This is a genomic window from Rhodococcus sp. USK10 (genome assembly GCF_019378875.1).
Lineage (GTDB): Bacteria > Actinomycetota > Actinomycetes > Mycobacteriales > Mycobacteriaceae > Rhodococcus_F > Rhodococcus_F pseudokoreensis.
In genome coordinates this window covers 7,732,613-7,746,037 of record NZ_CP076048.1, presented here as the reverse complement: position 1 = coordinate 7,746,037, position 13,425 = coordinate 7,732,613, and the positions used below count along the sequence as shown (strand labels likewise).

Below are 13,425 nucleotides of genomic sequence, written 5' to 3'. Positions count from 1 at the left end.
CGCGGGCGTCAGCGCCCGGGCTGCGGTGTCGCCGACGTCGTCGGGACGGAAGACGTGGTCGGCGGCGTGGTCGTCGGCGGTGGCGGGAACGGATTGGGAATCCCGAACGGCAGCGTCGGCGTCGACGTCACCTGGCTGGTCCCGGTGGGCGCCGTCTGCTCCGGTGTCGGCTCGGGTGTCGTCTCGGTGGTCGTGGCCGTCTCCGTCGTCGACTCGATCGTCGTCTCGTACTCCGACGTCGGCGGCGTGGTCTCCTGGATCGGCGCCTCCCGGGTGGGGACGACTGCCGGAGCGACCGGCCCCTGGACCACCTCTTCGGCGGGGTTGAGGTACGTGTACAGCGTGTACAGCACCACCCACAGGATGCACAGCACCAGTGTCGACGTCCGCACCCGGCCGCCGAGGATCTTGGCGGGAAGGAACGAGGAGTGCAGAATCCGGTCCAGTCCGCGCCGGGGTTCGTCGGTCATCCCTCGCCCTCCGCTGCCCGGACCGTCTGGAGGTCCGGTTCGACGGTGATCCCCTGCCGTCTCATCGCGGTGGCGATGCGCACTCGCAGTGCGCGACCGACCTGGAACTGCTTACCCGGCAGGGTCCGCGCCACGACGCGGACGCTGACCTCGTCGACCGTCAGACTCTCCACTCCCATCACCGTCGGCTCGTCGAGCAGTAGTTTCTTCAGTCCGCGATCCGCGAAGGCCTCGACACCGACCTGGTGGAGCACCTCGTTGACGCGGTTGATGTCCGACGTGGCCGGAACGGGAACGTCGATCACGGCACGCGCCCAGTCCTTGGACAGGTTGATCGCCTTCACGATCTGGCCGTTGGGCACGGTGATGACCTCGCCGTCCGAGTTCCGCATCCGGGTGACCCGGAGGGTGACGTCCTCGATCACGCCCTCGGCGTCCTCCGACGACCCCGTCACCGCGAGCTGCACCGTGTCACCGAATCCGTACTGGCGTTCGGTGATGATGAAGAAGCCGGCGAGGATGTCCTGCACGACGCGCTGCGCGCCGAAACCGAGCGCCGCACCGAGCACGGTGGCCGGGGCCACCAGGCTGCCGATCGGCAGGCTCAGCTGGTCGAGGACCTTCATCGTCGCGATCACGTAGATGATGGTGATGATCACCCAGGTGATCACCTGCGCCACCGAGTGGCGGTGCTTGGTCGCCTCGGACCGCACGAGGGCGTCGCCCTGCATGTAGTTGCTGTCGATCCGGTCGGTGACCTTGCCGCCGCCCCAACTGACGAACCGCGCCATCAGGATCGCTCCGAGGACGGTGAGGGACACCGCGAGCCCCGTCGACGAGAGCCAGTCGAGGAGGTTCTGGGTGGGAGCGAACACTGCCGCCGCCGGTTCCATGGAGATCAGGACGCCTGATTCTCGCGCATACGCCACCGGATGCCGGATTCGAGGAAGCCGTCGATGTCACCGTCGAGCACCGCCGACGGGTTGTTGACCTCGTACTCGGTGCGCAGATCCTTGACCATCTGGTACGGGTGCAGCACGTACGACCGCATCTGGTTGCCCCAGGAACTGCCGCCGTCGCCCTTGAGCGCGTCCATTTCGGCGCGCTCCTCCTTGCGCTTGACCTCGAGCAGCTTGGCCTGGAGGACGCGCATCGCCGACACCTTGTTCTGCAGCTGCGACTTCTCGTTCTGACACGTCACGACGATGCCGGTCGGGATGTGCGTCAACCGGACCGCGGAGTCGGTGGTGTTGACCGACTGCCCGCCGGGGCCCGAGGAGCGGTACACGTCGACGCGGACGTCGTTCTCGTTGACGTCGATGTGGTCGGTGGTCTCGACCACGGGCAGGACCTCGACCTCGGCGAACGACGTCTGGCGGCGGCCCTGGTTGTCGAACGGGCTGATCCGGACCAGCCGGTGCGTGCCCATCTCGACGGAGAGGGTTCCGTAGCTGTACGGCGCCTTGACCGCGAACGTCGCGCTCTTGATGCCGGCCTCTTCCGCGTAGGACGTGTCGTAGACCTCGACGCCGTAACCGTGCTTCTCGGCCCACCGGATGTACATGCGCATCAGCATCTCGGCCCAGTCGGCGGCGTCGACGCCACCGGCGCCGGAGCGGATGTTGACCAGCGCGTCACGCTCGTCGTATTCGCCGGAGAGCATCGTCTTGACTTCCATCGCCGCGATGTCCTCGCGCAGGCTGTGCCGCTCGGCGTCGGCGTCGGCGACGGCCTCCGCGCCCTCGTCCTCGGCAAGTTCGTACAGCACCGGCATGTCGTCGAGCCGCGAGCGCAGTTCCTCGACGCGGCGCAGTTCGGCCTGGGAGTGCGACAGCTGGCTGGTGACCTGCTGGGCGTGCTCCTGGTCGTTCCACAGCTCCGGATCGGCAGCCTGGTGTTCGAGCTCGTCGATGCGGCGGCGCAACTCCTCCACGTCCAGCACCGATTCGACGGTGCGGAGGGTGGTGTCGAGCTCGCTCAGGTCTGCGGATACGTCGGGATGCACGGTTCCCAAGGTTACCGGGTGCGGACGGGTGCCCTGTCACCCCTTCGCTGCGGCCGAAGTCACCCCTTCCGATCACGTGGCGCGAAAGCCTTGCGGACCCCGGAAGCGCCTTGTTGCATGCACGGGTACGCACTTGTTCGTACCGCCATCCCGGACGGAGTCGAGAATGACCGTGACCGACCAGTACCTGAAGAACAACGAGGAGTACGCCGCCGGATTCACCGGGCCGCTCCCCCTGCCCCCGAGCAAGCACGTCGCGGTCCTCGCCTGCATGGACGCACGTCTGGACGTCTACCGGATCCTCGGTCTCCAGGAGGGCGAGGCGCACGTCATCCGCAACGCGGGCGGGGTGGTGACGGACGACGAGATCCGGTCGCTCGCCATCAGCCAGCGACTGCTCGGCACCACCGAGATCATCCTCATCCACCACACGGACTGCGGGATGCTCACGTTCACCGACGACGACTTCAAGAAGTCCATCCAGGACGAGGTCGGGATCAAACCCGCCTGGTCGGCCGAGGCGTTCCCGGATCTCGACGAGGACGTCCGGCAGTCGCTGCGCCGCATCCAGGCCAGTCCCTTCGTCGCGGCGACCACATCCCTGCGTGGGTTCGTCTTCGACGTCGCCACCGGCAAGCTCGCCGAAGTGAAGATCGATTGAGCTCGGACCGGTGCGGTACGAGTAATCTGTGCGACCGTGACCGACCTCGACGCCGACCTGCAGCTCGCCCTCCGAATCGCCGACGAGGCGGACGCGATCACGAGGGCCCGCTTCGGGGCACTCGACCTGTCGGTGGACGACAAACCCGACCTCACCCCGGTCACGGACGCGGACCTGGCGGTGGAAAGGGCGGTCCGGGCGACGCTGGAATCCGAGCGGCCCGCCGACGCCGTCCTCGGTGAGGAGTTCGGCGGCGACGCCCAGTTCTCGGGACGGCAGTGGGTGGTCGACCCGATCGACGGCACCAAGAACTTCGTGCGGGGCGTCCCCATCTGGGCCACGCTGATCGCGCTGCTCGAGGACGGCGTTCCCACCGTCGGCGTCGTGAGCGCCCCGGCACTCGCGCGCCGCTGGTGGGCGGCGTCGGGTCGCGGCGCCTGGTCGACGTTCGACGGCTCCGAGCCCACTCGCCTCGCCGTCTCGGCCGTAGACCGGCTGGGTTCGGCCAGCCTCACGTTCTCGAGCCTGTCCGGGTGGAAGGAACTCGGTATCCGCGAGCAGTTCCTCGCCCTCACCGATGATGTGTGGCGGGTCCGCGGATTCGGCGACTTCTTCTCCTACTGCCTGCTCGCCGAGGGCGCCGTCGACATCGCCGCCGAGCCCGAGGTGTCGTTGTGGGATCTCGCACCTCTCGACGTCCTGGTGCGCGAGGCCGGTGGCCGGTTCACCAACCTCGCCGGCGCCGACGGCCCGCACGGCGGTAGCGCGCTGGCGACCAACACCTTGCTGCACGACGAGGCGCTGTCCCGACTGCGCTGATGCAGTAATACAGACACACCGTCCTTTCCAGGCCCCGAGAAGGAGGCCGGCCCCGCCCTCCTCGCCCCCCGAGGAGGGCGGTTTTCGCATGTCTGCCGCCTTCCCGAAATCGGGCTCGAACCCGGCGCGATGGGAGCTCGCGGGCACCGGAACTTACTCGATAGTAGACACCCACCTTACTGCTGAGTAAGATAGTTCGTGTCCACGCCCGAACACCGAGAAACAGCTGGTGATCATGAGCAAGCAAGACACTGTTGCCCCCAACGGCAGAGCGAAGCGGAACCCCCGTGACACGTCCGCCGTCGGACTGAATCCCGTCAAGCGCGACGCCATGGGTGCCGCGATGCGCGTGCTGACCAAGATCACCGGATCCGATCTGGCCGAGAAGTACAACCTGCGCCAGACGATCGACCGGGTGACCTACGAAGGCACGAAGACCGGTTTCAAGACCCTCGGTGCCGCGACCCGCGGATTCCAGAAGGTGTCCGGCGGCGGCGCACCGAAACGCCTGCCCGACAACCCGACCGCCAAGGCCGGCTACTTCGACCTGACCCCGAGCGACGAGCAGCAGATGATCGTCGAGACCGTGCGCGAGTTCGCCGCCGAGATCCTGCGGCCCGCAGGCCACGACGCCGACGCTGCCGCCTCCGCACCGGCCGATCTCGTGAAACGCGCCGCCGAACTCGGCATCACCCTGATCAACGTTCCCGAGGAACTCGACGGGGCCGCCAGCGAGCGCGGGGCCGTCACCAACTCCCTCGTCGCCGAGGCTCTCGCCCACGGCGACATGGGGCTCGCGCTGCCGATTCTCGCGCCGAGTGGCGTCGCGGTCGCCCTCACCCAGTGGGGCACCGACTCCCAGCAGAAGACCTACCTGCCCTCGTTCACGGGCGAGCAGGTCCCGAACGCCGCCGTGGTCGTCAACGAGCCCCGCGCACTGTTCGACCCGTTCGCGTTGCAGACCAAGGCGGTCCGCTCCCCCAGCGGCTACAAGCTCAACGGCGTCAAGAGCCTCGTTCCCGCCGCCGCCTCGTCGGAGCTGTTCATCGTGGCGGCCGAACTCGACGGCAAACCCTCCTTCTTCGTCGTCGAGGCCGACACCAAGGGACTCGTCGTCGAGGCGGACCCGAGCATGGGCCTGCGCGCCGCGGGCCTCGGCCGGCTCAACCTCACCGACGTCGCCGTGCCCGAGTCGGGTCTGCTCGGCGCCGCCGACGCCGACGCGCGGAAGGCCGAATACGCCGACGCCATCCGGCTGGCCCGCCTCGGTTGGGCGTCGCTCGCGGTCGGCACCGGTCAGGCCGTTCTCGACTACGTGATCCCGTACGTCAACGAGCGGGTCGCGTTCGGTGAGCCGATCAGCAACCGTCAGGCGGTCGCCTTCATGGTCGCGAACATCGGCATCGAACTCGACGGCCTGCGCCTGGTCACGTTGCGCGGCGCCTCCCGCGCCGAGCAGGGACTCTCCTTCGCCCGCGAATCGGCCCTCGCCCGAAAGCTGGCGTCCGAGAAGGGCATGCAGATCGGTCTCGACGGCGTCCAGCTGCTCGGTGGCCACGGTTACACCAAGGAACATCCCGTGGAGCGCTGGTACCGCGATCTGCGCGCCATCGGCGTCGCCGAGGGCATCGTCCTGATCTGAGCGGCCGGATTCGAACTAAGGAAACAGTCATGATCAACCTCGAACTTCCCAAGAAGCTCAAAGCCTCCGCGAACCAGGCGCACCAGGTTGCGGCAGAAATCTTCCGGCCGATCTCCCGCAAGTACGATCTCGCGGAGCACGCCTACCCCAGGGAACTCGACACCATGGCCGCCATGGTGGAGGGTCTCAACGACTCCGGCAAGGGGGCGGCGGGCGCCGCTCTCGGACGCGGCGACGAACCGAAGGTCATCGGGAACGTCAACGGCGGCAACATGTCCTCGCTGATGAACGTCATCGAAACCTGCTGGGGCGACGTGGGTCTCACTCTGGCGATCCCGTACCAGGGTCTCGGCAACTCGGCCATCGCGGCAGTCGCCACCGACGAGCAGCTCGAGCGTTTCGGCAAGGTGTGGGCGTCGATGGCGATCACCGAACCCGGATTCGGCTCCGACTCCGCCGCCGTCACCACCACCGCGGTCCTCGACGGCGACGAATACGTCCTCAACGGTGAGAAGATCTTCGTCACCGCCGGAGAGCGTTCCACCCACATCGTCGTGTGGGCCACCGTCGACAAGACCAAGGGCCGCGCCGCGATCAAGTCGTTCGTCGTCCCGCGCGACGCGCCGGGCCTGAGCGTCGCCCGGCTCGAGCACAAGCTGGGTGTCAAGGCGTCCGACACCGCAGTGCTGCTGCTGCAGGACTGCCGGATCCCGAAGGACAACCTGCTCGGCACCCCGGAGGTCAACGTCGAGAAGGGCTTTGCCGGCGTCATGCAGACGTTCGACAACACTCGCCCGATCGTCGCCGGTATGGCGGTCGGCCTGGGCCGTGCCGCGCTCGAGGAACTGCGCCGCATCCTCTCCGACGCCGGCGTGGAGATCTCCTACGACACCCCCGCGTACAACCAGCACGCGGCCGCCGCCGAGTTCCTGCAGCTCGAGGCCGACTGGGAAGCCGCCTACCTGCTCGCTCTGCGGGCAACGTGGATGGCGGACAACAAGAAGCCGAACTCGCTCGAGGCGTCGATGTCGAAGGCGAAGGCAGGCCGCACCGGAACCGCCATCTCCCTCAAGGCCGTCGAACTCGCGGGCACCTTGGGATACTCGGAGCGCCCGCTGCTCGAGAAGTGGGCACGCGACTCGAAGATCCTCGACATCTTCGAGGGGACGCAGCAGATCCAGCAGCTGATCGTGGCCCGCCGTCTGCTCGGGAAGTCGTCGGCCGAGCTGAAGTAGCACCCGCGCACGGCTCATGTCGTGCGGGAACGGGATTCACGCGAGATCGCGCCACCGGACGAGCACCTCGTGCACCGCTTCGGCGCCCTGCAGAGGGTTCGGTGGCGCGGGCAGGTCGGCGGGATACAGCAGGAACGGCGTGTTCTGGGGTCCACCGAGCCCGCCGTGCGATCCGACCTGATCTTCGAACGCGGCGACCTCCCGGGTCTCCGGCCAGTACTGCCCGCCCACCATCAGGTCGGCGACGTTGTCGAACGTGTCCGTGCGGCGAACCCGGTCGAGGGCGCCCGGCCCGAAGTCGGCGAGCGGATCGACGCCGTCGACCTCACCGGTAGCGACGTCGACGCTGCCGGCAGACCCGAGCACGACCGAGCCGCCGTCGCCGCGGGCCACGAGCACGAACCCGATACCGGGATGTGTGACGAGCGCCGGAATCAGGTCCGGGTACCGGGCGTCGATCCATTCGCGGGTGGCCCGGCCCGGCACCAGAGGGAAGCTGACCAGCCCGAGATTGCCGGACGCGAGAACCACCGGATTCTCGCCCGGGGCGACGGCGACATCGGGGGCAGCCTCCGACCGGAGGCTGGCCTCGGCATATCCGAGGCCCTCGGCGCCGCGCCCTCGGCTGCCGAGCGTGACGGAGTCGCGCTCACGGCCATCCGGTGCGTGGCAGGCGTCGAGCACGACGTCCTCGAGGCCCTTGCCGTAGCGGTAGCGGAACGTGGCCCCCTGACTCTGCCCGTGATCCGACAGCACGACGATGCGGTACGGCCTGCCCGCCTGAGCGGCGACGGCGGCGATCATCCCGATCTCGTCGTCGAGGGTGCGCAGGACCTTGCGCGTCTCGGGGCGTTCGACACCGGAATGGTGGGCGACCTCGTCGTACCCGACCAGGTCGACGTACACGGGGCTGCGGCCCGCGATGAGATCGCCGATGACCGCGGCGACGACGACGTCCGTCTCGACGACGGTCGTGAACGCGCGGACCAGCGGATACAGCCCGCCCCGCCGGACGCGGGGCGTGACGTCGGCGCGGCGTTGCCGGTATGCCTGCACGTTCTCCCGCAGCACCTCGGCGACGAGCCGTACCGCGGTGCGCACGGCGCTCGCCGGGTCGACGAAGTAGTCGGCGTATCCGGTTGCCCTGCCGCCCATCCGGGCGCCTCGCATGCGGCTCACCACGAGAACGTTGTCGTCGGCGCCGCCGGTGACCAGGTTGCCGCGGCTCGTGCCACCGGTGAGCAGACCGGGCCGGTGCGCACGCTCGAGTTCGCGGGCGGCGTTGTCGGCGGGATTGCTGAAGACGGCGACGGTGCCGCGGGACTTGTCGTACCACCGGAATGCGGGCACGTTGCGGTTGTCACCGTGCAGGATCCCGAGCTGGCTCGCACCGGTCTGGCTGCTCCAGTCCGTGTGCCAGGGCGTCAGGACATGGGAGCCGCGGTGCACGAGCCCGGCGAGGTGCGGCGTGACGCCGTCGCGGATCGCGCGTTGCAGCACCGCGTGGCCGAGGCCGTCGATCTGGATGCAGAGCAGTCCGGGCGCCCCAGGCGCCGCGTCCGCAGCCCCGCGGCGCCGCAGTCGGGACCGGTTGCGGCGCACCAGCATCAATCGGTACGTGTCATCGCGCCGGGCCGCGATGGCTCCGGCGACACCGGAACCGACGACCGACATCACCAGAGCCAGCACCAGCACGTCGGCGACCCGTTCCGTGGTGGCGACCGGCACGACCCGCACCGCGAGCACCATGATCAGCCAGTTCCCGGCGAACACACCCAGGAAAAGCAGCGCCGGACCCACCCACAACATCGCGCGCACCAGCAACGGCCACAGGGTGACCGACAGCAGTCCGTACACCAGGGCGAGGAACAGCGCCGCCGGGATGGTGTCGAAGGGGCCGCCCGCAGGCGTCGGATGCAGCCGGACCCCCGGCAGGATCAGGTCGGTCAGGACCAGCGCGACGGCGGAGACGAGCCACAGCACGAGAAATTCGGTGACCGTTCTGGCCGCCGAGCCCAGAGAGCGCATCGCAGACCTCCCTTCTGGGGGATCGTAAGGTCTGACAGGTAGTGGCGCGGCGGAACTCATCGCAGCGGCGTCACCGCGACGAGCGAACGGGGCCGCCATGACCGAGAACGCAGGGGTGCGCATCCTGTGGCGGGGGCACGCGACGGTCGAGATCACGGACAGCGGGACGACGATCCTCACGGATCCGGTGCTGACGGCACGGGTGGCTCACCTGCGGCGTCGCCGTGGCCCGGACCCGATGGCCGACCCGGTGCGGCCGGACGCCGTGCTGCTGTCCCATCTCCACGCCGACCACACCCACCTGCCCTCGCTCGCCCTGATCGAGAACGATGTTCCGATCGTCGTTCCCCGCGGCGCCGTGGATGCGTTTGCGGGACTGCGGGTGTTCGGCGACCGGCTGATCGAGGTGTCGGCCGGGCAGGACGTGCGACTCGGTTCGGTGACCGTGCGCGCGGTGCCCGCCGTGCACGACGGCCGGCGGTGGCGCCGTGGCCCGCAGCGAGCGCAGGCGCTGGGCTACGTCGTCGAAGGCGCGGCAAGCACGTACTTCGCCGGCGACACCGCACTCGATCCCGCGATGGCGGACTGGGTTCCGCGCTGCAACGTCGCGCTGCTGCCTGTCGGAGGGTGGGGGCCGAATCTCGGACCGGGACACATGGATCCGGAATCAGCGGCCGCCGCGGCGAGGTCGGTGGCCGCCGACGTGTCGATCCCGATCCACTTCGGCACACTGTGGCCGATCGGAATGGACGCGGTGCGGCCACGCCGGTTCCACGGCCCCGGCGGCGAGTTCGTCCGTCGCGCGGACGCGGCCGGCCTCCGGGCCGTCGAACTGGCCCCCGGCGAGGCATTCCGGTGACTTTCGGTTACGACCGGCACCGGTGCCGCTGTCCTCTACCCTGACTGTGACGCGGTCCCGCCTATCCGAAGGGTTCGACATGTCAGTGCAGCACGTTCTCACCAAGCTGACGGACACCGTGGGAGCTGTGCGGGTGATGAACCGCGCAGGCCTCGTTCCGTTTCCCCGCGTCGACCAGGGCGTCCGCTCCATTCTGGCGGTGCGGAAGTACGGCCCGTTCGCGGGCCCCGTCCACGCGAACGCCGAAGCAGGCCTGGATGCGGTGGCCATCGTCGACGAGCGCGGCCCCCTCACCTACGCCGACATCGAGGAACAGTCCAACGCCCTGGTGCGGGCGTGGCAGGCCGACGGCATCACCCCCGGTTCCGTCATGGGATGCATGTGCCGCAATCATCGTGGCCTGGTGCTCACGATGCTCGCCGCCGCCAAGAACGGCACCAAACTGGTGCTGATGAACACCGGTTTCGCCCGGCCCCAACTCGTCGACGTCGCCGCCCGCGAACAGGTGCAGGCCTTCGTGTACGACGACGAATTCCACGCGGTCGCCGAGGCCCTCCCGGACGAGGTGATCGTCTATCGCTCGTGGGCCGAGGAAGATTCGACATCCCTGGTCCGCACACTCGACGATGTGATGGAGGGCCGGGACCGAAGTTCGCTGCCCGCGCCGTCCATGCTGGGCGGATTCGTCCTTCTCACCAGCGGCACCACCGGCACACCGAAGGGCGCTCCCCGCGGACACACGTCGCCGCTCGCGTCGGCGCAGTTCCTCGACCGGGTTCCGCTGCGTCGCGGCCAGACGATGATGATGGCGGCCCCCGCGTTCCACGGGACCGGAGTCTCCCAGTTCGCGCTCGCGCTGGCACTGGGCCAGACCGTGGTGATGCATCGGAAGTTCGATCCGGAGAACACGATTCGCCTGGTCGAGAAGCACCGCTGCGACACGCTGGTCGTCGTTCCCACCATGCTGCAGCGCATCATCGATCTCGGACCGGAGACCTTGGCGAAGTACGACACGTCGAGCCTGACGATCATCTTCGCGGCCGGGTCCGCGCTCTCCCCCGACCTCTGCAAGCGCACCACCGCGGCGTTCGGCAAGGTGCTCCACAACCTGTACGGCTCCACCGAGGTCGCCGTCGCCACCGTCGCGACCCCCGCCGATCTCGAACTGGCGCCGGGCACCGCCGGAAGGGCCCCCGTCACGTGCCACGTGGAGTTGTACGACGAGTCGGGTCGACGGATCACCGAACCCGAGACCGTCGGGCGCATCTTCGTCGCCAGCGGTCTCAGCTTCTCGGGTTATACGGACGGTCGCGACAAGGAACGCATCAACGGCCTGCTGTCGACCGGCGACGTCGGGCACTTCGACCGCAACGGCCTGCTCTTCGTGGACGGCCGCGACGACGACATGATCGTGTCCGGCGGCGAGAACGTCTACCCGCTCGAGGTCGAGAACCTGCTCGCCGACCGCGAGGACGTGCTCGAGGCCGCCGTGATCGGTGTCGAGGACTCCGAGTTCGGCCATCGCCTCAGGGCTTTCGTCGTGCCCGCCCCCGGGTCCGCGAAGGACGCCGAGGAAATGAAGGCGCACGTCAAGTCGAACCTGGCGCGGTACAAGGTGCCCCGCGAGATCATCTTCATCGAAGAACTTCCCCGCAACGCGACCGGCAAGTTGCTGCGCCGCGTCCTGATCGAGATGGACGTCACGGAGGGCTGATCCACCGGCCTGCATCCCACTCGGCGTTCCGTCGCCTGCCCACCGAACCGAATACGGAAACAAAAAAGAACCGGTGCCCTGGATTCCAGGACACCGGTTCTTCGGTGGTAGCGGGGACAGGATTTGAACCTGCGACCTCTGGGTTATGAGCCCAGCGAGCTACCGAGCTGCTCCACCCCGCGCTGCATGAACAAAGTTACACGAGCGAACGAACGGATTGCAAATCGCCCGAAAAGAGGCCGCGCAGCAACCTTTCAGCACCACCCGAGTCACATCCGTTACCTAAAAGTTATGACCTGCGTCACAATTTCGGGAATATCTGTAACGTTTTCGCAACCTGCAATTTGTCGGTCGACCTGCGAAAACACGGTGCGTTCATCCCAGTATTTGGACGCCCGTCACAGAAAATCGGCCCGTGACCATTCCGTGATCGCCGCGTACGTTCGTTGCCAGCCCGAAACCAACGGGCAACGCCGACCCGCCGCAGCTCGACCTGCCCCAGCGGGATCCGGAATCCCGACACCTCGAGGGGCAGGACGAGGACAGATCGACCACCGGGTCGGCACACCAGCCGTCACCACACGACCACCTCGTCGGCAGGCGCGGAGAGGAACCAACCACATGATCAATTCCAGCATCGTCAAGCGGACCATGGGCGCAGTCGCACTCACCGGAGCAGTCATCGGAGTGCCGCTCGGCCTGAGCACCGGCACCGCTTCGGCCGCTTCCGGAGACTGGGACGCCGTCGCGGCTTGCGAGAGCAGCGGCAACTGGGCCGCCGACACCGGAAACGGCTTCTCGGGCGGCCTGCAGTTCACCGATAGCACCTGGGCGGCGAACGGCGGCTCGGGCTCGCCGGCGAACGCCTCACGCGAGGAGCAGATCGCCGTCGCCGAGAACGTCCTGGCGACCCAGGGACCCGGCGCCTGGCCGGTCTGCGGTCAGTACCTCTGATCCGCACCCCACACTTGCCCGAGCGCCCTGCGCGCAGCACGACTGCGCGCAGGGCGCTCTTGCATTGCAGGGCATCGGCTTACACCACCGAGATCCGTTTCCCCGCCATTTACGCGTGAGCCGCTGCACAAATTCGTAGTGATCCCCGCCACATAACAACGGTGTAACGAATCGACTCCGAAACGATATCAAGCGCTTCTGAACTGCGGAAACAGGGAAAATTCGCCCTCGACTCCGGACACCTGTCCATCGATTTCGCCAGGTGAATTGCGGGCGAAGCTCCCGTACGGTCGCTCTCGGCCCGAAACAACCGGGCGAAAGCCGACCCGCCGCTGCTAGCTCTGCCCCGCGGGTTCGGAATCCCCGAAACCTTCGAGGGGCAGGGACGCGGCACAGAATCGCAGCCCGGCGCGACGACGCACACGTCGTCGCCCGCAGGCCGGCCACGCCAGCAAGCGCGGAGAGGATTGACCCCCCATGACCAATCACAGCATCAGCAAGCGTGCCCTCGGCTGGATCGCCGTCACCGGAGCCGTCGTCGCCGTCCCGCTCGGCCTGAGCACCGGCACCGCCTCCGCCGCCTCCCACAACTGGGACGGCGTCGCACAGTGCGAGAGCGGCGGAAACTGGGGAATCAACACCGGAAACGGCTACTACGGCGGCCTGCAGTTCTCGCAGAGCACGTGGCAGGCCAACGGCGGCAGCGGCTCGGCGTCGAACGCCAGCAAGGCCGAGCAGGTCCGTGTCGCCGAGAATGTTCTCGCGACGCAGGGCCAGGGCGCCTGGCCGGTGTGCGGTCAGTACCTGACCACCGGTGGCGGCGACGTCGCCGAAGCCCCCGCGCCCGCTCCCGCACCGGAGCCCACCCCGGCGCCCGCCCCCGCGGCACCGGCACAGGTCCAGACGCCCGCCCCGGTCCAGCCCGCCGCGCAGCAGGCACTGGACGCCGCGCGTCAGGTCGCCGAGCAGAACGGCTTCGGACAGCAGTTCCAGCAGCTGGTGAACGCCAACCCGCAGCTGGTCGACGCACTGCGCTGA

General features: G+C 68.3%; 12 protein-coding genes and 1 tRNA gene. 8 read left to right on the top strand and 5 right to left on the bottom strand.

From position 1 onward, the window contains the following. Window positions 1-8: 8 nt before the first annotated feature. From I1A62_RS42320 to prfB, 3 genes are read right to left on the bottom strand one after another with little or no spacing between them, the layout of a single operon-like run. Complete coding sequence (locus I1A62_RS42320) at window positions 9-470, bottom strand: hypothetical protein (protein WP_124390324.1); 462 nt, start codon at window positions 468-470, stop codon at window positions 9-11. Further along, complete coding sequence (locus I1A62_RS42315) at window positions 467-1,363, bottom strand: mechanosensitive ion channel family protein (protein WP_072937794.1); 897 nt, start codon at window positions 1,361-1,363, stop codon at window positions 467-469. The genes I1A62_RS42320 and I1A62_RS42315 overlap by 4 nt, the downstream gene beginning before the upstream one ends. A gap of 5 nt (window positions 1,364-1,368) precedes the next feature. Then, window positions 1,369-2,475, bottom strand: coding sequence for a peptide chain release factor 2 (gene prfB, locus I1A62_RS42310; RefSeq protein ID WP_124390325.1), 1,107 nt, complete (start codon window positions 2,473-2,475; stop codon window positions 1,369-1,371). 166 nt (window positions 2,476-2,641) lie between these two features. Between prfB and I1A62_RS42305 the strand changes: the two genes are divergently transcribed. The 4 genes from I1A62_RS42305 to I1A62_RS42290 all read left to right on the top strand — a co-directional run bounded on the left by I1A62_RS42305 (window position 2,642) and on the right by I1A62_RS42290 (window position 6,832). After that, window positions 2,642-3,136, top strand: a complete 495-nt coding sequence (locus I1A62_RS42305; protein ID WP_219458038.1) for a carbonic anhydrase — start codon at window positions 2,642-2,644, stop codon at window positions 3,134-3,136. Window positions 3,137-3,172: 36 nt separating this feature from the next. Beyond that, the gene (hisN, locus tag I1A62_RS42300; protein WP_124390327.1) at window positions 3,173-3,955 is read left to right on the top strand and encodes a histidinol-phosphatase; all 783 of its coding nucleotides are present in this window, start codon (window positions 3,173-3,175) and stop codon (window positions 3,953-3,955) included. A 229-nt stretch (window positions 3,956-4,184) separates the two neighbouring features. After that, on the top strand, window positions 4,185-5,597 hold the full coding sequence (locus tag I1A62_RS42295) for an acyl-CoA dehydrogenase family protein (RefSeq protein ID WP_219458036.1): 1,413 nt from the start codon (window positions 4,185-4,187) through the stop codon (window positions 5,595-5,597). 29 nt (window positions 5,598-5,626) lie between these two features. Then, window positions 5,627-6,832, top strand: coding sequence for an acyl-CoA dehydrogenase family protein (locus I1A62_RS42290; protein WP_219458034.1), 1,206 nt, complete (start codon window positions 5,627-5,629; stop codon window positions 6,830-6,832). Between the two features lie 36 nt (window positions 6,833-6,868). Here I1A62_RS42290 and I1A62_RS42285 read toward each other — a convergent pair whose 3' ends face one another. Continuing rightward, window positions 6,869-8,860 carry a phage holin family protein gene (locus I1A62_RS42285; protein WP_219458032.1) on the bottom strand — a complete coding sequence of 664 codons (1,992 nt, stop codon included), beginning with the start codon at window positions 8,858-8,860 and terminating at the stop codon, window positions 6,869-6,871. A 97-nt stretch (window positions 8,861-8,957) separates the two neighbouring features. Between I1A62_RS42285 and I1A62_RS42280 the strand changes: the two genes are divergently transcribed. Further along, window positions 8,958-9,719 carry an MBL fold metallo-hydrolase gene (locus tag I1A62_RS42280; RefSeq protein WP_219458030.1) on the top strand — a complete coding sequence of 254 codons (762 nt, stop codon included), beginning with the start codon at window positions 8,958-8,960 and terminating at the stop codon, window positions 9,717-9,719. A 79-nt stretch (window positions 9,720-9,798) separates the two neighbouring features. After that, window positions 9,799-11,433: an acyl-CoA synthetase gene (locus I1A62_RS42275; protein ID WP_124390332.1), complete on the top strand. Its 1,635-nt coding sequence runs from the start codon at window positions 9,799-9,801 to the stop codon at window positions 11,431-11,433. Between the two features lie 105 nt (window positions 11,434-11,538). Here the strand turns inward: I1A62_RS42275 and I1A62_RS42270 are convergent. Continuing rightward, window positions 11,539-11,615, bottom strand: a tRNA-Met gene (locus I1A62_RS42270). 439 nt (window positions 11,616-12,054) lie between these two features. Between I1A62_RS42270 and I1A62_RS42265 the strand changes: the two genes are divergently transcribed. Continuing rightward, a complete protein-coding gene (locus tag I1A62_RS42265) occupies window positions 12,055-12,387 on the top strand; it encodes a transglycosylase family protein (RefSeq protein ID WP_124390333.1) in 333 nt (110 codons plus the stop codon). 477 nt (window positions 12,388-12,864) lie between these two features. After that, window positions 12,865-13,425 (top strand): transglycosylase family protein, encoded by a 561-nt coding sequence (locus tag I1A62_RS42260; RefSeq protein ID WP_124390334.1) that lies wholly within the window; start codon window positions 12,865-12,867, stop codon window positions 13,423-13,425.